The sequence below is a fragment of the Pseudomonas sp. GW821-FHT05D12 genome, assembly GCF_059419825.1.
In genome coordinates, this window is the sequence record NZ_JBWKSN010000003.1 from 514,073 (window position 1) to 534,374 (window position 20,302).

At 62.6% G+C, this 20,302-nt stretch carries 21 protein-coding genes; 7 read left to right on the plus strand and 14 right to left on the minus strand.

Annotated elements, in window-relative coordinates; translation table 11 throughout:
• Positions 1-228: 228 nt before the first annotated feature.
• On the plus strand, positions 229-2,298 hold the full coding sequence (locus tag AC07SI_RS07970) for an AsmA family protein (RefSeq protein WP_065900188.1): 2,070 nt from the start codon (positions 229-231) through the stop codon (positions 2,296-2,298).
• A 111-nt stretch (positions 2,299-2,409) separates the two neighbouring features.
• Here AC07SI_RS07970 and AC07SI_RS07975 read toward each other — a convergent pair whose 3' ends face one another.
• Positions 2,410-2,940: a ferritin-like domain-containing protein gene (locus AC07SI_RS07975; protein ID WP_034105637.1), complete on the minus strand. Its 531-nt coding sequence runs from the start codon at positions 2,938-2,940 to the stop codon at positions 2,410-2,412.
• A 201-nt stretch (positions 2,941-3,141) separates the two neighbouring features.
• Here AC07SI_RS07975 and AC07SI_RS07980 point away from each other — a divergent pair, with 201 nt between their 5' ends.
• The gene (locus AC07SI_RS07980; RefSeq protein WP_120447510.1) at positions 3,142-4,032 is read left to right on the plus strand and encodes an esterase/lipase family protein; all 891 of its coding nucleotides are present in this window, start codon (positions 3,142-3,144) and stop codon (positions 4,030-4,032) included.
• A 95-nt stretch (positions 4,033-4,127) separates the two neighbouring features.
• Here the strand turns inward: AC07SI_RS07980 and AC07SI_RS07985 are convergent, their stop codons facing one another.
• The gene (locus AC07SI_RS07985) at positions 4,128-5,015 is read right to left on the minus strand and encodes a DMT family transporter (protein ID WP_495005491.1); all 888 of its coding nucleotides are present in this window, start codon (positions 5,013-5,015) and stop codon (positions 4,128-4,130) included.
• A 98-nt stretch (positions 5,016-5,113) separates the two neighbouring features.
• Here AC07SI_RS07985 and AC07SI_RS07990 point away from each other — a divergent pair, with 98 nt between their 5' ends.
• The 4 genes from AC07SI_RS07990 (at position 5,114) to AC07SI_RS08005 (ending at position 8,089) form a co-directional block, all read left to right on the plus strand.
• Entirely contained in the window at positions 5,114-5,902 is a 789-nt protein-coding gene (locus AC07SI_RS07990; protein ID WP_106805302.1) for an AraC family transcriptional regulator, read from the plus strand.
• A gap of 71 nt (positions 5,903-5,973) precedes the next feature.
• Positions 5,974-6,276 carry a PsiF family protein gene (locus tag AC07SI_RS07995; RefSeq protein ID WP_065900193.1) on the plus strand — a complete coding sequence of 101 codons (303 nt, stop codon included), beginning with the start codon at positions 5,974-5,976 and terminating at the stop codon, positions 6,274-6,276.
• 177 nt (positions 6,277-6,453) lie between these two features.
• Positions 6,454-7,467 (plus strand): AI-2E family transporter, encoded by a 1,014-nt coding sequence (locus AC07SI_RS08000; RefSeq protein WP_065900195.1) that lies wholly within the window; start codon positions 6,454-6,456, stop codon positions 7,465-7,467.
• Between the two features lie 43 nt (positions 7,468-7,510).
• A complete protein-coding gene (locus tag AC07SI_RS08005) occupies positions 7,511-8,089 on the plus strand; it encodes a hypothetical protein (RefSeq protein ID WP_120447512.1) in 579 nt (192 codons plus the stop codon).
• Positions 8,090-8,205: 116 nt separating this feature from the next.
• Here AC07SI_RS08005 and AC07SI_RS08010 read toward each other — a convergent pair whose 3' ends face one another.
• Both AC07SI_RS08010 and AC07SI_RS08015 read right to left on the minus strand, forming a co-directional pair.
• Entirely contained in the window at positions 8,206-8,511 is a 306-nt protein-coding gene (locus AC07SI_RS08010; protein WP_495005492.1) for a hypothetical protein, read from the minus strand.
• 101 nt (positions 8,512-8,612) lie between these two features.
• A complete protein-coding gene (locus tag AC07SI_RS08015; protein ID WP_495005493.1) occupies positions 8,613-9,881 on the minus strand; it encodes an Hsp70 family protein in 1,269 nt (422 codons plus the stop codon).
• A gap of 238 nt (positions 9,882-10,119) precedes the next feature.
• Here AC07SI_RS08015 and AC07SI_RS08020 point away from each other — a divergent pair, with 238 nt between their 5' ends.
• Positions 10,120-11,058, plus strand: a complete 939-nt coding sequence (locus AC07SI_RS08020) for a DnaJ C-terminal domain-containing protein (protein WP_065900211.1) — start codon at positions 10,120-10,122, stop codon at positions 11,056-11,058.
• An 87-nt stretch (positions 11,059-11,145) separates the two neighbouring features.
• Here AC07SI_RS08020 and ureC read toward each other — a convergent pair whose 3' ends face one another.
• From ureC to urtB, 10 genes are all read right to left on the minus strand, one after another.
• Positions 11,146-12,846: an urease subunit alpha gene (gene ureC / locus AC07SI_RS08025; protein WP_106805298.1), complete on the minus strand. Its 1,701-nt coding sequence runs from the start codon at positions 12,844-12,846 to the stop codon at positions 11,146-11,148.
• A 70-nt stretch (positions 12,847-12,916) separates the two neighbouring features.
• Complete coding sequence (locus AC07SI_RS08030; protein WP_065900216.1) at positions 12,917-13,222, minus strand: urease subunit beta; 306 nt, start codon at positions 13,220-13,222, stop codon at positions 12,917-12,919.
• On the minus strand, positions 13,219-13,752 hold the full coding sequence (locus AC07SI_RS08035) for a GNAT family N-acetyltransferase (protein ID WP_495005494.1): 534 nt from the start codon (positions 13,750-13,752) through the stop codon (positions 13,219-13,221). Before AC07SI_RS08035 ends, AC07SI_RS08030 begins: the two co-directional genes overlap by 4 nt.
• Before the next feature lie 5 nt (positions 13,753-13,757).
• Positions 13,758-14,279: a GNAT family N-acetyltransferase gene (locus AC07SI_RS08040; protein ID WP_495005495.1), complete on the minus strand. Its 522-nt coding sequence runs from the start codon at positions 14,277-14,279 to the stop codon at positions 13,758-13,760.
• Between the two features lie 10 nt (positions 14,280-14,289).
• Complete coding sequence (ureA, locus tag AC07SI_RS08045; protein ID WP_003171437.1) at positions 14,290-14,592, minus strand: urease subunit gamma; 303 nt, start codon at positions 14,590-14,592, stop codon at positions 14,290-14,292.
• A 111-nt stretch (positions 14,593-14,703) separates the two neighbouring features.
• Positions 14,704-15,543, minus strand: a complete 840-nt coding sequence (locus AC07SI_RS08050) for an urease accessory protein UreD (protein ID WP_106805296.1) — start codon at positions 15,541-15,543, stop codon at positions 14,704-14,706.
• A gap of 31 nt (positions 15,544-15,574) precedes the next feature.
• Entirely contained in the window at positions 15,575-16,273 is a 699-nt protein-coding gene (gene urtE / locus AC07SI_RS08055; protein ID WP_065900233.1) for an urea ABC transporter ATP-binding subunit UrtE, read from the minus strand.
• A gap of 526 nt (positions 16,274-16,799) precedes the next feature.
• Positions 16,800-17,633 carry an urea ABC transporter ATP-binding protein UrtD gene (gene urtD / locus AC07SI_RS08060; RefSeq protein ID WP_213550422.1) on the minus strand — a complete coding sequence of 278 codons (834 nt, stop codon included), beginning with the start codon at positions 17,631-17,633 and terminating at the stop codon, positions 16,800-16,802.
• Complete coding sequence (gene urtC / locus AC07SI_RS08065; protein ID WP_065900235.1) at positions 17,630-18,697, minus strand: urea ABC transporter permease subunit UrtC; 1,068 nt, start codon at positions 18,695-18,697, stop codon at positions 17,630-17,632. The genes urtD and urtC overlap by 4 nt, the downstream gene beginning before the upstream one ends.
• Entirely contained in the window at positions 18,697-20,199 is a 1,503-nt protein-coding gene (gene urtB, locus AC07SI_RS08070) for an urea ABC transporter permease subunit UrtB (protein WP_495005496.1), read from the minus strand. Before urtB ends, urtC begins: the two co-directional genes overlap by 1 nt.
• Positions 20,200-20,302: the final 103 nt, after the last annotated feature.

The following is a 20,302-nucleotide window of genomic DNA, read 5'->3' on the forward strand; positions in this document are numbered from 1 at the left end:
AGCCGCTCTAGAACGGGCCTCTCAAGCACGCGCTTTTGCACCGAGGTGGGTATTTTCGACACGAACATGGGTAACAATGGTGCGCCCGTTGATGATCGAATCTGTCCGGTCGATCAGGAAAATGGCTTTTTGCGACTAAATCCGCGATCGAGTTAAACCCCCGCGCGGTTTGCCAGTCGTAGCCTTATGAGCTGTAGTTCAGCTATTCGTGTTGAGGAGTCCTGTGCAATGACGCGCACTCGTAAAATTGTCGCCTGGAGCTGCGCCAGCTTCGTTCTGTTAATCGCCATCCTGGTGCTGGTCCTGGTGTTTTTTGACTGGAACCGCATCAAGCCGCCCCTCAATGCCAAGGTTTCCGAAGAGTTGCATCGCCCGTTTGCCATCAACGGCAACCTGGCCGTGGTGTGGGCGCGTGAGCCCGACGAAGGCGGCTGGCGTGCCTGGGTGCCATGGCCCCATGTGATTGCCGAAGACCTGACCCTGGGCAATCCCGATTGGTCGAAACAGCCGCAAATGGTCACGTTGAAGAAGGTCGAGCTGCGCATTTCGCCGCTGGCGCTGCTGGTGCAGCGCGTGGTGATCCCGCGCATCGACCTCACCGAGCCGAGTGCCCAGTTGCAGCGCCTGGCCGACGGCCGCGCCAACTGGACATTCAAGTTCGACCCCAAGGACCCCAACGCCGAACCCTCCAGTTGGGTGGTGGACATTGGCGCCATCGGCTTCGACAAGGGCCACGTCACCCTCGACGACCAGACCCTCAAGACCCAGCTCGACGTGATCATCGACCCCTTGGGCAAGCCGATTCCGTTTGGCGAAATCGTCGGCGACGCCGATGCCAAGAAGGCCCTGGAAAAAGGCTCGGCACCGCAGGACTACGCGTTCGGCCTCAAGGTCAAAGGCCAGTACCATGGCCAGAAACTCGACGGCAGCGGCAAAATCGGTGGCCTGCTGGCCCTGCAGGACGCGGCCAAGCCATTCCCGCTGCAGGCCCAGGTCAAGATCGCCGACACCAGCATCGCGCTGGCCGGCACCCTGACCGACCCGCTGAACCTCGGCGCCCTCGACCTGCGCCTGAAACTCTCCGGCACCAGCCTGGGCAACCTGTACCCGCTGACGGGCGTGACCCTGCCGGACTCGCCGGCCTACGCCACTGACGGGCACTTGATCGCCAAACTGCACGAGCCGACGGGTGCGTCTTTCCGGTACGAAAACTTCAACGGCAAGATCGGTGACAGTGACATCCACGGCAACCTCGGCTACGTCGCCAGCCAGCCACGGCCCAAGCTCAGCGGCGCGCTGGTGTCCAATCAATTGCTGATGACCGACCTCGCGCCCCTGATCGGCGCCGACTCCAACGCCAAGCAAAAGGCCCGGGGCGGCGAAAGCAAACAACCGGCGACCAAAGTGCTGCCGGTGGAAGAGTTCCGCACCGAGCGCTGGCGCGACATGGATGCCGATGTGGAATTCACCGGCAAGCGCATCGTGCACAGTGCCGATCTGCCGTTCACCGACCTCTACACCCACCTGATCCTCAACGACGGCGAACTGAGCCTGGAACCCCTGCGTTTCGGCGTGGCCGGCGGCAAGCTGGACGCGCAGATCCGTCTGAATGGCCGCACTACGCCAATGGAGGGCCGTGCCCGGCTCACTGCGCGCAACTTCAAGCTCAAGCAGCTGTTCCCGACCTTCGAACCGATGAAAACCAGCTTTGGTGAACTCAACGGCGACGCGGATATTTCCGGGCGCGGCAACTCCGTGGCGGCGCTGCTGGGCACCTCGAACGGTGACCTGAAAATGCTCATCAACGATGGCGCCATCAGCCGCAGCCTGATGGAAATCGCCGGGCTCAACGTCGGCAACTACGTGGTGGGCCGCCTGTTTGGCGACAAGGAAGTGAAGATCAATTGCGCGGCGGCGGACTTCGGCATCAAGACTGGCCTGGCGACTACGCGGCTGTTTGTGTTCGATACCGAGAACGCCATCATCTACATCGATGGCACGGCGAACATGGCCACCGAGCAGCTCGACCTCACCATCACGCCGGAATCCAAGGGCTTCCGCCTGTTCTCCCTGCGTTCCCCGCTGTACGTCAACGGCCCGTTCATCAAGCCGAATGCCGGGGTGAAAGCCATCCCATTGGCGCTGCGTGGTGCGGGCATGGTCGCCCTGGGCGTGATCGCCGGCCCGGCTGCCGGGTTGCTGGCGCTGGTCGCCCCCAGCGGCGATGAGCCGAACCAATGTGCACCATTGCTCCAGCAGATGAAGGAAGGCAAGGCGCCGAAGACCGTGAAAGGCTGATCCGACACAAAAAAACAGGAGCCGGCTTGCCGGCGATGAGGCCTTGGTTCTCGGTGGAGAGCTTGAGGCCATCATCGCCGGCAAGCCGGCTCCTACAGGGTGTTGCGGGGGTTACAGGCTTTCGAGGATGTCAGCCATGTCGTCTGCGTGCTCTTCTTCCTGAGCCAGGATCTCTTCAAACAGACGGCGGGTGGTCGGGTCCTTGTCGCCGATGTACTGGATGATTTCACGGTAGCTGTCCACCGCGATCCGCTCGGCCACCAGGTCTTCGTAGACCATTTCCTTCAAGCTGTTACCCGCCACGTATTGGGCGTGGGAGTTCTTCGACAGCAGGTCCGGGTTGAACTCCGGTTCGCCACCCAGTTGCACGATGCGCTCGGCGAGTTTGTCGGCGTGTTCGGCTTCCTGGGTCGCGTGCTCGAGGAATTCCTCGGCGGCGATCTGGGCCTTGACGCCGCTGGCCATGAAGTAGTGGCGCTTGTAGCGCAGCACGCACACCAGTTCTGTGGCCAACGAGGCGTTGAGCAGGCGAATGATCTCTTCGCGGTCGGCGTCGTAACCCTCGGTCACGGCACCGTTTTCGACGTTCTGGCGGGCGCGGCTGCGCAGGGTCGCAACGTCAGTCAAGTTTGCTTCAGTCATCTCAATCTCCTGGTGCTAATCCGGTTTTACGCCACGCTCTACCGGCGTGATCGCTCCAAGTTGTGAGTCCTGCGTGACGCAAAAAGTTTTATCGGATTTCAATGGGCGTCGAGCATTTGCAAACGATCGCCTGTTCATGGGGCGGTCATGTCATTTGGTCTAGGATGGTTCAATCACCCTTCAGACCAGGATGTCAGCGTCATGCCCCAACCGCTCGCCACGCGTTATCCCCTGGTGCTGGTCCCCGGCATGCTCGGCTTCGTGCGCGTGGGGTTGTTTCCCTATTGGTACGGCATTGTCCCGGCGCTGCGGGCCGGTGGCGCGCAGGTGTTTGCCGTGCAGGTGGCGCCGCTGGATTCCAGCGAGGTGCGCGGTGAGCAACTGCTGACGCAAATCGAGCAGATTCGCCGTGACACCGGTGCCGACAAGGTCAACCTGATCGGCCATAGCCAGGGCGCCCTTACCGCCCGCTATGCGGCGGCCAAGCGCCCTGACTGGGTGGCGTCGGTGACGTCGGTGGCCGGGCCCAATCAGGGTTCGGAACTGGCGGACCATATCCACCTTCATTACCCGGCCGAGAGTGTGAAAGGGCGGATCATGAGCGCGCTGTTCCATCTGGTTGCCTGGGTGATGGGCGTGCTGGAAACCGGCTATCGCGGGCCGCGCTTCAAGGCTGATCTGCAGGCCTCGCACCATTCCCTGACCAGCGCCGGCGTGGCCCTGTTCAATCGCCAGTATCCCCAGGGGTTGCCCGACACTTGGGGTGGGCACGGCGCCGAGGTGGTCAATGGCGTGCGCTATTACTCGTGGTCCGGCACTTTACAGCCGGGCAAGACCGATCGCGGGCGCAACTTGCTGGACGGCACGAACCGCAGTTGCCGCTTGTTCGCTCGCAGTTTTGTGCGAGAAAAGGGTCAGTGTGACGGCATGGTCGGGCGCTACAGTTCGCATTTGGGGCGGGTGATCGGCGATGACTATGCGTTGGACCACTTCGACATCGTCAACCAGTCCATGGGGCTGGTGGGCAAGGGCGCGGAGCCGATCCGCTTGTTCGTCGAGCATGCGCAGCGATTGAAAGCCGACGGGGTTTAGCCGACCCAATCGCGTAATCGTTTATCGCGCCAAGCCAGCACCCACCAAGCAACGCGGTTCACTGTGGGAGCGGGCTTGCCCGCGATAGCGAGGGCTCAGGCCGCGCTGGCCTCGCGGCGCACCGGCGTGGTCCAACGCTCCGACAAGATCACCCCGCCCAACGTCAGCAAGCCACCCACCAGGTGATACAGCGCCAACTGCTCCTTCAACACCACGGCTGCAATCAGCGCGGTGATCAGCGGCAGCAGATTGAAAAACAATGTGGTGCGGCTTGGCCCCAGGGTCTTGACCGAATGCATCCACGCCAACGGCGCGAGCATCGACGCCAGCAAGCACGCGTACAGTACCAGCGGGATGTTCGCCCAGCCCAGGCCCGCTTTCGCCGAAAACAGGAACAGCGGAAACAGCACCACCACCGCCACCAGCACCTGCAGATAGAGAAGCACCAACGGCGGCAGGCGCAGCTGCCATTTTTTCAGCAGGGTGCTGTAGACCGCATAGGCCAGGGTGGCCACCAGCATCATGCCGTCGCCGAGGTTCACGCCGTGCTGCAGCAGCGCGCCGAGGCTGCCGGCCGAGACCACCACGACCACGCCGGCAAATGACAGCACGGCACCGGTGAGGGCGCCGAAGGTCAGGCGCTGGCCGAGGCTGATGATGGCGGCGGTCAATGCCATCAACGGCATCAGCGAGAGGATGATGCCCATGTTGGTGGCGCTGGTCAGCGTGGCGGCGTAATAGGCCAGGCTCTGGTACACGGCCATGCCCAGCACGCCGAGGATGAAAACCTTGCCCAGGTTCGGGCGGATCATCGACCAGTTGGCAATCACCGGCTTGAGCATGAACGGGGTAAACAGCAGCGCTGCGAGCAACCAGCGATAAAAGCCGATTTCTGCAGGGAAAATCGAGCCCACGGCCAACTTGTTGACCACGGTGTTGCCGGCCCAGATAAAGATAGCCAGCAGCGGATACGCGTATTGCATCGAAAGAAACCAAGTGTGTTGATGAGGCAGGATTATCCCCTTGTCTGGATCGAAGCCTATACTGCGATCCAGACAACCTGCGCCTGTATCCAGACAATATGCCCAGACACATCGTCCGCCTCGCCGATTTCGCCCGGCTGCCCAGCCCGGTGTACTTTCGCTACTCCGATTTTGCCCCGGATACCGAGTGCACGCCGCACCAGCACTTGTGGGGTTCGCTGGATTATTCGGCGAGTGGGGTAATGCGCATGGAAGTGGCCGGCAGCCGCTTCATGTCGCCGCCGCAGTATGCGGTCTGGGTGCCGCCGCAGACCGAGCACAGCTCCTACAACGCCCACGCGATCATCTACCACTCGGTGGGCCTGGCCCCGGAGCTGTGCGAGCAACTGCCGAAGCACCCCTGCACCTTGGCGATCAGCGACATTCTCAAGGCGATCCTCAAGGATTTTGCCCAGCGTGATGTGAATAACCCTCAGAGCGACGCCGACCGCCGTCTGGCTGACGTGGTGGTGGATCAACTCAGGCAGGCGCCGATTCACGATTGCTTCCTGCCCTACGCGCGTCACCCCGGGCTGCTCGGCGTACTCGAAGGCATGCAGGCCGACCCCGGCGACAATCGTCCCCTGGCGCACTGGGCCGAGCAGGTGCATGTCAGCGAGCGCACCCTGGCGCGGCAATTTGTGCGTGAGTTGGGCATGAGTTTCGGCGAATGGCGCCAGCGCCTGCGTTATCTCGCCGCCATCGAAGCCCTCGACAGCGAGCGCAGCGTGCAACATGTGGCCTTCGACCTGGGCTACAGCACCGCCTCGGCCTTCATCGCCATGTTCCAGCGCCATGCCGGCTGCACGCCGGAGCAGTACCGGCGGACAAATATCCGCGGCCGGTGAAGATGTAACAGGCTTTGACTACACTCCTCGGTAGGCCGTGCCCCCCGGCACGGTAACAGGGAGAAAACTCCATGAAGATGCTGCGTATTCCGCTGTTGATGATGGGCCTGCTGCTGTGTTCCCAGGGTTTTGCCGCCACTGCCCAGCAAAATAAAATGACCACCTGCAATGCCGACGCCACCACCAAGGCGCTCAAAGGCGATGAACGCAAAGCCTTTATGAGTACGTGTCTCAAGGCGGCTCCCGCCGCCAACGACGCCAAGACCCTGACGCCCCAGCAGCAGAAGATGAAAGACTGCAATGCCGACGCCAAGACCAAAGCCTTGACCGGCGACGCGCGCAAAACCTTTATGAGCACCTGCCTGAAGAAATAATAGCCCCAGGCCATAGAAGGCTGCGACACTCGCACACAGCCCCCTGTAGGTGCTGGCTTGCCAGCGAAAAAGCGGGAACGCTCACGCGTTTATCCAGACTAAACGCGGTGCCCTTGCGTTTTTCGCCGGCAAGCCGGCTCCTACAACATCCTTTAACGCCGTTCGTTTTGAGGCTGTATGCCAACGTTTTCTCAGCGTCACGTGTTGTTGCTGGTCAGTTGCGTCATCATTTTCGGTGGATTATTGCTGGTCCTGCCGCTGAAGCTGCTGCCCAGCCTGTTGGCCGGCCTGCTGGTGTATGAACTGGTCAACATGCTCACCCCGCAGTTGCAGCGGCTGATCGAAGGCCGGCGCGCGCGCTGGTTGGCCGTGGCCTTGCTCGGCACCTTGATTGTCAGCGTGCTGACCCTGATCTTCGCCGGCGCCATCAGCTTCCTGCTCCACGAAGCAGAAAATCCCGGGGCGTCCCTCGACAAGTTCATGGGTGTGGTCGACCGCGCGCGCGGCCAGCTGCCGCCCTTCCTCGATGCCTACTTGCCCGCTAGCGCCGCCGAGTTCCGCGTGGCCATCGGTGATTGGCTGAGCAAACACCTGAGCGAACTGCAGTTGGTCGGCAAAGACGCCGCGCACATGTTCGTCACCCTGCTGATCGGCATGGTGCTCGGCGCGATCATCGCGCTGCAGCGCGTGCCCGACCTTACCAAGCGCAAGCCGCTCGCCGCTGCGCTGTTCGACCGCCTGCACTTGCTGGTCCAGGCCTTTCGCAACATCGTCTTCGCCCAGATCAAAATCGCCGCGCTGAACACGGCCTTTACCGCGATCTTCCTGGCCGTGGTGCTGCCGCTGTGTGGCATTCACCTGCCGCTGACCAAGACCCTGATCGTGCTGACCTTCCTGCTCGGCCTGCTGCCGGTGATCGGCAACCTGATGTCCAACACGCTGATCACTATCGTCGCGCTGTCGTTGTCGATCTGGGTGGCGGTGGCGGCGCTGGGCTACCTGATCGTGATCCACAAGGTCGAGTATTTCCTCAACGCGCGCATTGTCGGCGGGCAGATCAGTGCCAAATCGTGGGAATTGCTCCTGGCGATGCTGGTGTTTGAAGCCGCGTTTGGCTTGCCGGGCGTGGTGGCGGGGCCGATCTACTACGCGTATTTGAAGAGCGAGTTGAAGCTCGCTGGCATGGTTTGATGCAATAACGAGAACGTTAAAGGGACTTAAGGGGAAACAAGCAGTGAGCGACAATCTCTATGCTCCGCCAACGGCGGAGCTGACCGACACAGCGCGGCCGTCAGCCGAGTTTTACGTCATTTCCAAAAAGAAATTGCTGATCCTGAGCCTGCTCAGTTTTGGGCTTTACACCTATGTCTGGGCGTATAAAAACTGGAGCTTGTACAAGCAGGCCAACCAGGCCGATATGTTGCCAGTGGCGCGCGCGTTCTTTTTTATTTTCTTTATCCACAAGCTCTATCGCCTGGCCTACCGGCGCATAGTCGAGAGCGGCCGCAAGTTCGACTTCGATTTTGAGCAGTGGGCGACGGTTTTCGTGGTGCTGACGGTGGGCGCCAATATGTTCGACGCGGCGGCGGCGCGGATCGAGGCGTGGTCTGCGTATAAGAACCTGACGATGCTGGCGATTCCGATCTGTGCCTACATCCTGCAGCAGTCCCAAGGCCTGATCAATTTTGCCGCGGGGGATCCTGACGGCGAGAGCAATGATCGTTTCAGCCCATGGAACTACCTGGTGATCGTGCCGGGGGTGGTGGTCTGGGGTCTGACGTTTCTGGGGCTGTGGTCGATTTATTTTCGCTAGGGCGGGTGGGCGTCTCCTGTTATGAGTGGGCTTTTTTGTGGCGAGCGGGCTTGCCCCGCGTTGGGCTGCGAAGCAGCCCCAAAACCATCATCCCAGGCATACCTGAAACACCGCATTCATCCTTGATGGGGCTGCTTCGCAGCCCAACGCGGGGCAAGCCCGCTCGCCACAAGAAGCCCGGCAGCCACAATAAGCTCATCAGCCACATCAAGCCTGGCAGCCACAATAAGCTCATCAGCCACATCAAGCCTGGCAGCCACAATAAGCTCATCAGCCACATCAAGCCCGGCAGCCACAACAAGCCCATCAGCTACATCAAGCCCGGCAGCCACAATAAGCTCATCAGCCACATCAAGCCCGGCAGCCACAACAAGCCCATCAGCCATATCAAGCCTGGCAGCCACAATAAGCTCATCAGCCATATCAAACCCTGCAGGTCACAGGAGACTTTGTTTGGCTCATCAAGCCCTGCAGGCCACAAGAGGCTCTGGTTGCCTCAAGCCTCCTCTGGCCAGCGTCTCGCTCAACTGCCGTAGCGCTTGCTTGCCTCGATCGCCAGGCCGCTGCCGATGCTGCCGAAGATGTTGCCTTCCACGTGCCGTGCATTCGGCAGCATTGCCGAGATGCTGTGGCGCAGGGCCGGGATGCCGCTCGAACCGCCGGTGAAGAACACCGTGTCCACTTGGGCAACGTCCACCGAGGCGTCGGCCAGCAATTGCGTGACGCTGTTGCGCACGCGCTCCAGCAGGCCGTCGATGGCCGCCTCGAACAGGCTGCGGCTCAGGTTCACGCTCAAGCCCGGTTCAACCCGGTCGAGCAGTACGTGGCGGCTGTCTTCGTGGGTCAGCTGGATCTTGGTTTCTTCCACTTCCATCGCCAGCCAGTGGCCGGCGCGCTGTTCGATCAGCTTGAACAGGCGGTCGATGCCGCCGGTGTCTTCGATGTCGTAGCGCATGCTGCCCAGGGCCAGCTGGGATTTCTGCGAGTACACCGAGTTGATGGTGTGCCAGGTCGCCAGGTTCATGTGGTGGCTGGTGGGCATGTATGCACCGCTTTTCATGCGGCTGCCGTAGCCGAACAGCGGCATCATGCCGGCCAGCGACAGTTGCTTGTCGAAGTCGGTCCCGCCGATGTGCACACCGCCGGTGGCGAGGATATCGTCGTGGCGGTTGTCGTTGTGACGGCGGTCCGGTGACAGGCGCACCAGCGAGAAGTCGGACGTACCGCCGCCGATGTCGACGATCAGCACCAACTCTTCCTTCTCGATGGTCGACTCGTAGTCGAAGGCCGCGGCGATCGGTTCGTACTGGAACGAGATGTCCTTGAAGCCGATCTTGCGCGCTACATCCACCAGGGTGTTTTCGGCTTCCTGGTCGGCCATCGGGTCGTCATCGACGAAGAACACCGGACGTCCCAGCACCACTTCCTCGAACTCGCGGCCGGCGGTGGTCTCGGCACGGCTCTTGAGTTGGCCGATAAACAGCGCCAGCAGGTCGGTGAACGGCATGGCCGTGCCCAATACGCTGGTGTCGTGCTTGATCAGCTTGGAACCCAGCAGGCTCTTGAGCGAGCGCATCAGCCGGCCTTCGTAGTTTTCCAGGTACTCGTGCAGGGCCAGGCGACCGTAGACCGGGCGGCGCTCCTCGAAGTTGAAGAACACCACCGATGGCAACGTGATCTTGTCGTCCTCCAGCGCGATAAGCGTCTCCTCGCCGGGGCGGATCCAGCCGACGGTGGAGTTGGACGTGCCAAAGTCGATGCCGCAGGCACGGGCTGGGGATGGGTTTTTCATGTCTATCGGGTTCCGGTTGAAAAACGGCCGCGCAGTGTATGCCAGTCGCAAAGGAATGCGTAGGCCGACTATCCGTTAAATGGTGCTTGAAAGTACGCGTTTCGCCCCCACATCTTGTGCATACGGCTAGCGCCGATAACACTTTGACGCACCCCCAGGCCACAGCACTCAACAGGTGCAATGCAGCGCACGTTGTGCCCCGGGCTGTGCGATCTCGATTAAGGATGGTGAACCGCCGATGGATTTCAAAGACTACTACAAGATTCTGGGTGTCGAGCCGAGCGCCGATGACAAGGAAATCAAGGCCGCCTATCGCAAGCTCGCACGCAAATACCACCCGGATGTCAGCAAGGAAAAAGACGCCGAAGCCAAGTTCAAGGACGCGTCCGAAGCCTATGAAGCGCTTAAAAGCGCGGATAAGCGCGCGGAATACGACGAACTGCGCAAATACGGCCAACATGGCCAGCCATTCCAGGGGCCACCGGGCTGGCAGAGCCGTGGCGGCTTTGGTGGCGGCCAGGACGCGGGCGACTTCTCGGACTTCTTCAGTTCGATCTTCGGCTCGCGTGGCGATGCCTTCGGAGGCGGCCAGCGCCGTCCTGCCGGGCGTAAAGGCCAGGACGTGGAGATGCAGCTGTCGGTGTTCCTCGAGGAGACGCTGTCGACCGAGTCCAAGCAGATCAGCTTCCAGGTGCCGCAATACGACGCCTCGGGCCGGCATGTCAGCAACACCACCAAGAGCCTGAACGTGAAGATCCCTGCCGGCGTGACCGACGGCGAGCGCATCCGCCTCAAGGGCCAGGGCGCACCGGGCATCGGCGGCGGGCCGAATGGCGACCTGTACCTGATCATCAAGTTTGCGCCGCACCCCAAGTTCGAGGTGGATGGCGAGAACCTGATCATCAACCTGCCCCTGGCGCCATGGGAATTGGCGTTGGGCACGGAAGTGGCGGTGCCGACCCTGACCGGCAAGATCAACCTCAAGGTGCCGGCCGGCAGCCAGAACGGCCAGCGCATGCGCGCCAAGGGCCATGGCTTGCTGAACAAGGCCGGGCAGCGCGGCTTCCTTTACGTGCAGCTCAAGGCGGTGATGCCACCGGCAGGCGATGACGAGGTGAAAGCGTTGTGGCAGGCGTTGGCGCAGAAAGCTGCCTTCGATCCTCGCGCCAATTTCTGACGCGCCCTTGCAGGAGCCCGACTTGCCGGCGAAAGCGCTCTAGAGGCCGCTATCGCCGGCAAGCCGGGCTCCTGCACGATTCGGGGGTCAGAACAGGAAATACCGCTGCGCCATCGGCAACACGTCCGCCGGCTCGCACCACAGCAACACCCCATCGGCCTTGACCTGGTAGGTCTGCGGATCCACCTCGATATCCGGCAGGTAATCGTTGTGGATCAGGTCGGTTTTCTGCACGTCGCGACAGCCCTTCACAACCCCAATCTGTTTCTTCAGGCCCAGCGCTTCCGGCAGGCCTGCGTCCATCGCTGCCTGGCTGATAAAGGTCAGGCTGGTGGCGTGCAACGAGCTGCCGAAACTCGCGAACATCGGGCGGTAGTGCACCGGTTGCGGGGTCGGGATCGAGGCGTTGGCGTCGCCCATCAGGCTGGAGGCAATCGCACCACCCTTGAGGATCAGGGTCGGCTTGATGCCGAAGAACGCCGGGCGCCAGAGCACCAGGTCAGCCCATTTGCCGACTTCGATGGAGCCGACGATATGGCTGATGCCATGGGTGATCGCCGGGTTGATGGTGTACTTGGCGATGTAGCGCTTGGCGCGGAAGTTATCGTTGCCCGGACCGTCGCCGGGAAGGGCGCCGCGCTGTTTTTTCATCTTGTCGGCGGTCTGCCAGGTGCGCGTGATGACCTCGCCGACACGGCCCATGGCCTGGCTGTCGGAGCTGATCATCGAGAAGGCGCCGAGGTCGTGCAGGATGTCTTCGGCGGCGATGGTTTCGCGGCGGATGCGGCTTTCGGCGAAGGCCACGTCTTCGGCAATGCTCGGGTCCAGGTGATGGCAGACCATCAACATATCCAGGTGTTCGTCGATGGTATTGCGCGTGAACGGCCGCGTCGGGTTGGTGGAACTGGGCAGCACGTTGGCAAAGCCGCAGGCCTTGATGATGTCCGGCGCATGGCCGCCACCGGCACCTTCGGTGTGATAGGTGTGGATGGTGCGGCCCTTCAGCGCGGCCAGGGTGGTTTCGACGAAGCCCGACTCGTTGAGGGTGTCGCTGTGGATCGCCACTTGCACGTCGTACTGGTCGGCGACGCTCAGGCAGTTGTCGATGCTGGCGGGCGTGGTGCCCCAGTCTTCATGCAGCTTCAAGCCGATGGCGCCGGCCTTGACCTGTTCGATCAGCGGCTCCGGCAGGCTGGCGTTGCCCTTGCCGGTCAAGCCGATGTTCATCGGGAACGAGTCGCTGGCCTGCAGCATGCGCGCCAGGTGCCACGGACCCGAAGTGCAGGTGGTGGCGTTGGTGCCGGTGGCCGGGCCGGTGCCGCCGCCGATCATGGTGGTGACGCCGCTGGTCAGCGCTTCTTCGATCTGCTGCGGGCAGATGAAATGCACATGGGAGTCGATGCCGCCGGCAGTGAGGATCATGCCTTCGCCAGCGATCACTTCGGTGCTGGCGCCGATGGCCATGGTCACACCGGGTTGGATATCCGGGTTGCCGGCCTTGCCGATGGCATGGATGCGGCCATTCTTGAGGCCCACATCGGCCTTGACGATGCCCCAGTGGTCGATGATCAGCGCGTTGGTGATCAGGGTATCGACGACCTCGTGGGCGAGCAGTTGGCTCTGGCCCTGGCCATCGCGGATCACCTTGCCGCCGCCGAATTTCACTTCTTCGCCGTAGACGGTGAAGTCCTGCTCCACTTCGACGAACAGCTCGGTGTCGGCCAGGCGGACCTTGTCGCCGACGGTGGGGCCGTACATGTCGGCGTAGGCTTGTCTGGAAATCTTCATGTGATTGCCTTGGGAATTAAGTGAATGTGGGATCGCGCGCTCGCTTTCGCCGGCTTCCCGGCGATGGGGCCTAGAGGTCGCCCATGATCCGCCCGGCAAAACCAAATACCCGGCGTCCGCCGCTCAAATCGACCAGTTCGATTTCACGGCTTTGCCCAGGCTCGAACCGCACCGCCGTGCCCGCTGGAATATTCAGGCGCATGCCGCGACTCAATGCGCGGTCGAAGGTCAGTGCGTCGTTGGTCTCGAAAAAGTGGTAATGCGAACCCACCTGGATCGGGCGGTCGCCGCTGTTGGCCACGCTCAGGGTGACGGTGCGGCGGCCGACATTGAGTTCGATCTCGCCAGGCTGGATCTGATATTCGCCAGGAATCATGCAGGTTGCCCCAAGGTCTTGAAGTAGATGGCGGTCGGGGTGTAGCGCCCGTCCGGGCTTTGGCAGTAGTCGGGCAGTTCGCCGATCTTGGTGTAGCGCAGGGACTGGTAGAAGGCCTCGGCGCCCGAGCCGGCTTCGGTGTCCAGGTACAGCAGGCCGCGCTTGTGCTGGCGCGCGGCGAGTTCCAGGGTGTTCATCAACTGTTGGCCCAGGCCATGGCGTCGCGCGCTGCTGTGCACCAGCAGTTTTTGCACCTCGGCGCGGTTCAGGCCGTTGGCTTTCAGGCACAGCGCCAATTGCACGCTGGCGATCACCTGTTCGTCGCGCACCACCACCCACAGCAGCAGGCTGGTGTCTTCGATGCTGGCGCGCACGCCTTGCAAATAGTCGCGGGCCTGGGCTTCATCGAAGTCGGCCATGAAACCCACCGACGCGCCGTGCTTGACTGCGTCGAGCAACAGCTCCACCAAGCCCTGGCGGTAGTGGGCAAAACTTTCAGCATTGACTCGACGCAGATGGGTCGCGCTCATCGATCTCACTCCTTGGGCGGTTGCGCGCCCGGATTCAATGTCAGTTGCATAAAGGTCAGGTCCAGCCAGCGGCCGAACTTGATGCCCACCTGGGGCATCTGCCCGGTGGTGATGAAGCCCAGGCGTTCATGCAGGCGGATCGAGGCCTGGTTGCCGCTTTCGATGGCGGCGACCATCACGTGTTTGCCACAGCCGCGCGCGCGTTCGATCAGGGCTTGCATCAGCAGGGGGCCAAGGCCTTTGCCGCGCTGGTCATTGCGCACATACACCGAGTGTTCGACGCTGTAGCGAAAGCCTTCGAAGGGACGCCAGTCGCCGAACGAGGCGTAGCCGATCACTTCATCATTTTCCACCGCGACCAGGATCGGATAGGCCTGGGCCTGGCGCGAACTGAACCAGGCCTGGCGGTTGCCGAGGTCCACCGGTTGTTCGTTCCAGATCGCCGTGGTGTTGAGCACCGCGTCGTTGTAGATATCGCGAATCGCCGGCAGGTCGGCGTGCACGGCGTCACGCAGGGAGATGGACATGCTCGGTCCCTCAAGCAATCGGTTGGTGGACGGTGACCAGCTTGGTGCCGTCCGGGAACGTGGCTTCCACCTGGATATCCGGGATCATTTCCGGGATGCCTTCCATCACTTGCTCACGGCTCAGCAGGGTGGTGCCGTAATGCATCAGGTCGGCCACGGTGCGGCCATCGCGGGCGCCTTCCATCAGGGCGGCGGAAATATAGGCGATGGTTTCCGGGTAGTTGAGCTTCACCCCGCGCGCCAGGCGGCGCTCGGCCACCAGGCCGGCGGTAAAGATCAGCAGCTTGTCTTTTTCCCGTGGGGTCAGATCCATGGTTCAAGGTCCTTCAAAACGTTATTCATAAAAACACCGTAGATCCCTGTGCGAAACCTTCGTGACTGAGTCACCGCGATCGCCGGCAAGCCGGCTCCTGCAGGCGAATCTTCATGTGCTCCAGATTCTCGGTGAAACGGCTTCACGGCCCAGCACCGCCGGGCGTAACAGTTTCCATAAATCAATCAACCAGCCCCGCGCCAACAGCGCTTCACTGGCCAGGCAGCGGGCGACCAGCAAACCGGGCAGTTGGGTCAGGTCGCCGCGCACGGCGTGGGGCAGGGCGCGGCACTGTTCGAGTAGTTGCGGTTCGATCTCGGCGGTCAGCAACAGCGTGGCGAACACCGGTTGGCCGTCGAGGCCGATGGGCGAGTCGAGCAAACCGTCGGCGCCCACAATGCGCTGGCGCTCATGCCAGAGCAACTGGCCGTCGCGGCGGATATCCAGGTGCGATTGGAAGTGGCCGAGGTCGAAACGCTCGCCACTGGCCGGGCGACCGAGGGCAATGACGTCCCAGTAGAACAGCCGCGCATCGCCGTGCAGCTGGATGCGCGTGGTGAGCTCGGCCTGGGCGGCGCTGAACACGATGGTTTCCTGGGGCAGCCACTCCAGGGTCGCGCCGGCTTCCACGGTCAAGTCCAGTTGCTGAAACGCCGGGCCGCTGGCGCGGTACCACTTGGCCGCGCCGGGGCTGGTCAATTGGGCCCAGGCGCCTGTGCCGACATGCGCGCTGATGTCCAGGCGATCACCACCGGCAATCCCGCCGGGTGGGTGCACGATGATGTGCTGGCACACCTCGGGGCCTTCGGCATACAGGTGCTTCTGCACCCGCAGCGGGCCGAGATGGCGGCGCATTACCGGGCGCGTGGTGTCGCCGAAACGTGCGTAGCCGAGTTCCAGCTCGGCGTGCCAGCTGGGGGTGAACAGAGCGGGGGAGACGGGCAGGTTCATGGTTGAGTGCTTATCATCAGGACGCTACAGATTAGATGGTAACCAAGCCGCGTACACCTTCACGCTCCATATTTTCGCCACGGCCCTGCTGGACGATTTCACCCCGCGACATCACCAGGTACTGGTCGGCCAGCTCGGCGGCGAAGTCGTAGAACTGCTCCACCAGCAGGATGGCCATGTCGCCGCGTGCGGCCAGTTTCTTGATCACTGCGCCGATCTCCTTGATCACCGATGGCTGGATGCCTTCGGTGGGTTCATCGAGGATCAGCAGGCGCGGACGGCTGGCCAGGGCGCGGCCAATCGCCAACTGTTGCTGCTGGCCGCCGGACAGGTCACCGCCGCGCCGGTGCTTCATTTGCAGCAACACCGGGAACAGTTCGTAGATAAAGGCCGGTACTTCCTTGGCCTCGGCACCGGGAAACCGCGACAAGCCCATCAGCAGGTTTTCTTCCACCGTCAGCCGCCCGAAAATCTCCCGACCCTGCGGCACGTAGGCGATCCCGGCGTGCACGCGCTGGTGCGGCTTGAACCCAGTGATGGGTTTGCCTTCCCAGTTCACCGCGCCCTCCTTGGCCGGCAGCAGGCCCATCAGGCATTTGAGCAAGGTGGTCTTGCCCACGCCGTTACGGCCGAGCAGGCAGGTGACCTCGCCGATCTTCACATCAAAGGAGAGACCGCGCAGGATGTGGCTACCGCCGTAATACTGATGCAGCTTGTCGACTTGCAGCATGTTCAAAACTCCTCAAATCGTGCAGGTACCTGGCATGCAGGAGCCTGGTGGCAAGTGCCTGGCGTGCATGTACCTAGTGCGCAGGTGCCTGGCGTTCAGGTACCTGGCTTCTGTGGTGAGCAGGCTTGCCCTGCGTTGGGCTGCGCAGCAGCCCCAAACCCAGGCGATGCAGTGTGCCTGGCGTAACGCGGCGCTCTTATTGGGGCCGCTTCGCAGCCCAACGCAGGGCAAGCCTGCTCACCACAAAGGTGTTGGTGTGCATACCGCCGTAGTACGGGTGCAGCTTGTCGACGTGCAGCATGTTCAAAATCTCCCCAAATCGTGCAGATGCCTGGCGGGCATGTACCTGGTACGCAGGTACCTGGCTTCTGTGGTGAGCAGGCTTGCCCTGCGTTGGGCTGCGCAGCAGCCCTAAAACCAGATAACGCGGTGTGCCTGGCGTAACGCGGCGCTCTTATTGGGGCCGCTTCGCAACCCAACGCAGGGCAAGCCTGCTCACTACAACAGTGTGTCTGCCGCCGATTTTTCAGCGGCCCAGGTACACCTCGATCACCCGTTCATTTTCCTGCACTTGTTCCAGCGATCCTTCCGCCAGCACGCTGCCCTGGTGCAACACGGTCACGTGGTCGGCAATCGAACCGACGAAGCCCATGTCGTGCTCCACCACCATCAACGAGTGCTTGCCCGCCAGGCGTTTGAACAGTTCGGCGGTGAATTCAGTTTCGGCGTCGGTCATACCCGCCACCGGTTCGTCGAGCAGCAACAGCTGCGGGTCCTGCATCAGCAGCATGCCGATTTCCAGGAACTGCTTTTGCCCGTGGGACAGCAAACCCGCCGGGCGATCCACTGACGCGGTCAGGCGAATAGTGTCGAGCACTTCATCGATACGGTCTTTCTGCTCGCCACTCAGGCGCGCGCGCAGGCTGGCCCATACCGACTTGTCGGTCTTCTGCGCCAGCTCGAGATTTTCAAACACGCTGAGGGCTTCGAACACCGTGGGTTTCTGGAACTTGCGGCCAATGCCGGCCTGGGCAATCTGCACTTCGCTCATGCTGGTCAGGTCCAGGGTCTCGCCGAACCAGGCCTTGCCGTGGCTGGGACGGGTCTTGCCGGTGATCACGTCCATCAGCGTGGTCTTGCCGGCGCCGTTGGGGCCGATGATGCAGCGCAATTCACCGACACCGATGTACAGGTTCAAGGCGTTGAGGGCCTTGAAACCGTCGAAGCTGACGCTGATGTCTTCCAGGGTCAGGATCGTGCCGTGGCGGGTGTTCAGGCCGGTGCCGGCGGCCTGGCCAAGGCCGATGGCATCGCGGCCGCTGCCCGCATCGAGAATAGGTTCGAGCATGACGTTCCTCATTTTTTCAGCAGCCCGATCACGCCCTTGGGCAGGTACAGGGTGACGATGATGAACAGCGCGCCGAGGAAGAACAGCCAGTATTCCGGGAAGGCCACGGTGAACCAGCTCTTCATGCCATTGACCACGCCGGCGCCGAGCAACGGCCCGATCAGCGTGCCGCGCCCGCCCAGGGCCACCCACACGGCGGCTTCGATGGAGTTGGTCGGCGACATTTCGCTGGGGTTGATGATGCCCACTTGCGGCACATACAACGCCCCGGCCAAACCGCACAACACCGCGCTCAGCACCCACACGAACAGCTTGAAGCCGCGCGGGTCGTAGCCGCAGAACATCAGGCGGTTCTCGGCGTCACGCAGGGCGGTCAGTACCCGGCCGAACTTGCTGCGTGCCAGCCGCCAGCCGATGAACAGGCTCGCCACCAGCAGCAGGACCGTGGCCACGAACAACACCGCGCGCGTGCCCGGTTCGGTGATGCCGAAACCGAGAATGCTGCGAAAATTGGTGAAGCCGTTGTTGCCGCCAAAGCCCGTCTCGTTGCGAAAGAACAACAGCATCCCGGCGAAGGTCAGGGCCTGGGTCATGATCGAGAAATACACACCCTTGATCCGCGAGCGAAAGGCGAAGAAACCGAACACCAGCGCCAGCACGCCCGGCGCCAGCACCACCAGGCACAGGGCCCACAGGAAGTGCTCGGTGCCAACCCAATACCAGGGCAGTTCGGTCCACGACAGGAAGGTCATGAACGCCGGCAACTCATCGCCGCTGGCCTGGCGCATCAGGTACATGCCCATCGCATAACCGCCGAGGGCGAAGAACAGGCCGTGGCCGAGCGAGAGCATTCCCGCGTAGCCCCACACCAGGTCCAGCGCGAGCGCGACGATGGCATAGCAGAGGATCTTGCCGACCAGTGTCAGGGTGTAGGCGGACACATGCAGCGCACTGTCCGGCGGCAACAATGACAGCAGCGGCAGCGCGAGCAGTACCACAAGGATCAACGCGCCCACTGCAATCGTGACGGTGGGGCCGGCCTTTTGCGTGGCCGTGAGCATCAATGGCTGGTTCATCAGTCGATCACCCGTCCTTTCAGTGCGAAGAGTCCCTGCGGGCGTTTCTGGATAAACAGAATGATCAGCGCGAGGATCAGGATCTTGCCGAGCACGGCACCGATCTGCGGTTCGAGAATCTTGTTGGCGATCCCCAGGCCGAAGGCCGCCATCACGCTGCCGGCCAACTGGCCGACACCGCCGAGCACCACCACCAGGAACGAATCGATGATGTAGCTCTGGCCCAGGTCCGGGCCGACGTTGCCGATCTGGCTCAGCGCCACGCCGCCCAGGCCGGCGATGCCGGAGCCAAGGCCAAACGCGAGCATGTCCACGCGCCCGGTGGGCACGCCACAGCAGGCAGCCATGTTGCGGTTCTGGGTGACGGCGCGCACGTTGAGGCCCAGGCGCGTCTTGTTCAGCAGCAGCCAGGTCAGCACCACCACAAACAGCGCGAAGGCGATGATCACGATGCGGTTGTACGGCAGCACCAGGTTGGGCAGCACCTGGATCCCGCCGGACAGCCACGCGGGATTGGAGACTTCGACGTTCTGCGCGCCAAACACCAGGCGCACCAACTGGATCAGCATCAGGCTGATGCCCCAGGTGGCGAGCAGGGTTTCCAGCGGCCGGCCGTACAGATGGCGAATCACCGTACGCTCCAGCGCCATGCCGATCGCGGCGGTGACGAAGAACGCCACCGGCAAGGCGATCAACGGGTAGAACTCGATGGCCGCGGGCACGTAGCGCTGCATCAGTAACTGCACCACATAGGTCGAGTAGGCGCCGAGCATCAGCATCTCGCCGTGGGCCATGTTGATCACACCGAGCAGGCCGAACGTGATCGCCAGGCCCAGGGCCGCGAGGAGCAGGATCGACCCCAGGGACATGCCGCTGAAGGCCTGGCCGAGGATCTCGCCAAGCATCAGTTTGCGTTTGACCTGGGCCAGGCTGGTTTCGGCAGCGGTGTGCACGGCGGCGTCGGTTTCCACGCCCGGCGCCAGCAGTGCTTCGAGACGGGTGCGCGCCAGCGGATCGCCGGTGCTGCCGAGCAGACGCACCGCAGCGAGGCGCACCAGCGGGTCGGTGTCGACCAGTTGCAGGTTGGCCAGTGCCAGGCTGAGGGCGGTGTGCACGTCCTCGTTGGTCTCGGCGGCGACTTGCTGGTCGAGGAATTTGAGCTGCGCAGGCACAGCGGTTTTTTGCAGGGTTTGTGCTGCGGCCAGGCGCACCTTGGGGTCGGCGGCGAGCAGTTGCTGGCTGGCTTGCACGTTGTCGATCAAACCGCGCAGGCGGTTGTTCAGGCGTACGGTCCTGGTTTCACCGTTGACCGTGAGTCGGCCTTGTTGCAGGGCGTCGACCAGTTCGATGCGGGCTGGATTTGGCTGGGCAGCCCAGTCCTGCAGCAGCTTGGCTTGCTGGGTCGGGTTGGCGGCCAGGAAGTCTTCGGCATCGCCTGCGTGTGCGGCCAGCGGCAGCAACAGCAGGGCGGCGAGGATGAAGCGGTATAGGGCAGTGGGCATACCAAAGTGTCCTGATCATGCGCGGACAGTGTGGGAGCGGGGGGGGGGGGGGGGGGGGGGGGGGGGGGGGGGGGGGGGGGGGGGGGGGGGGGGGGGGGGGGGG

What these genes read in the sequence shown, in the direction of transcription:
- ureA (WP_003171437.1), bottom strand. Translation starts at nt 14,592, where the DNA reads ATGGATCTGACCCCACGGGAAAAAGACAAGCTGCTGATCTTTACCGCC.
- AC07SI_RS08010 (WP_495005492.1), bottom strand. Translation starts at nt 8,511, where the DNA reads ATGGCTGATGAGCTTATTGTGGCTGCCAGGCTTGATATGGCTGATGGG.
- AC07SI_RS07975 (WP_034105637.1), bottom strand. Translation starts at nt 2,940, where the DNA reads ATGACTGAAGCAAACTTGACTGACGTTGCGACCCTGCGCAGCCGCGCC.
- urtD (WP_213550422.1), bottom strand. Translation starts at nt 17,633, where the DNA reads ATGAGGAACGTCATGCTCGAACCTATTCTCGATGCGGGCAGCGGCCGC.
- AC07SI_RS08035 (WP_495005494.1), bottom strand. Translation starts at nt 13,752, where the DNA reads ATGAGCGCGACCCATCTGCGTCGAGTCAATGCTGAAAGTTTTGCCCAC.
- AC07SI_RS08000 (WP_065900195.1), top strand. Translation starts at nt 6,454, where the DNA reads ATGCCAACGTTTTCTCAGCGTCACGTGTTGTTGCTGGTCAGTTGCGTC.
- AC07SI_RS07995 (WP_065900193.1), top strand. Translation starts at nt 5,974, where the DNA reads ATGAAGATGCTGCGTATTCCGCTGTTGATGATGGGCCTGCTGCTGTGT.
- AC07SI_RS07985 (WP_495005491.1), bottom strand. Translation starts at nt 5,015, where the DNA reads ATGCAATACGCGTATCCGCTGCTGGCTATCTTTATCTGGGCCGGCAAC.
- AC07SI_RS07980 (WP_120447510.1), top strand. Translation starts at nt 3,142, where the DNA reads ATGCCCCAACCGCTCGCCACGCGTTATCCCCTGGTGCTGGTCCCCGGC.
- AC07SI_RS08030 (WP_065900216.1), bottom strand. Translation starts at nt 13,222, where the DNA reads ATGATTCCTGGCGAATATCAGATCCAGCCTGGCGAGATCGAACTCAAT.
- AC07SI_RS08040 (WP_495005495.1), bottom strand. Translation starts at nt 14,279, where the DNA reads ATGTCCATCTCCCTGCGTGACGCCGTGCACGCCGACCTGCCGGCGATT.
- AC07SI_RS07990 (WP_106805302.1), top strand. Translation starts at nt 5,114, where the DNA reads ATGCCCAGACACATCGTCCGCCTCGCCGATTTCGCCCGGCTGCCCAGC.
- AC07SI_RS08050 (WP_106805296.1), bottom strand. Translation starts at nt 15,543, where the DNA reads ATGAACCTGCCCGTCTCCCCCGCTCTGTTCACCCCCAGCTGGCACGCC.
- AC07SI_RS08015 (WP_495005493.1), bottom strand. Translation starts at nt 9,881, where the DNA reads ATGAAAAACCCATCCCCAGCCCGTGCCTGCGGCATCGACTTTGGCACG.
- urtE (WP_065900233.1), bottom strand. Translation starts at nt 16,273, where the DNA reads ATGCTGCAAGTCGACAAGCTGCATCAGTATTACGGCGGTAGCCACATC.
- AC07SI_RS07970 (WP_065900188.1), top strand. Translation starts at nt 229, where the DNA reads ATGACGCGCACTCGTAAAATTGTCGCCTGGAGCTGCGCCAGCTTCGTT.
- ureC (WP_106805298.1), bottom strand. Translation starts at nt 12,846, where the DNA reads ATGAAGATTTCCAGACAAGCCTACGCCGACATGTACGGCCCCACCGTC.
- AC07SI_RS08020 (WP_065900211.1), top strand. Translation starts at nt 10,120, where the DNA reads ATGGATTTCAAAGACTACTACAAGATTCTGGGTGTCGAGCCGAGCGCC.
- urtB (WP_495005496.1), bottom strand. Translation starts at nt 20,199, where the DNA reads ATGCCCACTGCCCTATACCGCTTCATCCTCGCCGCCCTGCTGTTGCTG.
- urtC (WP_065900235.1), bottom strand. Translation starts at nt 18,697, where the DNA reads ATGAACCAGCCATTGATGCTCACGGCCACGCAAAAGGCCGGCCCCACC.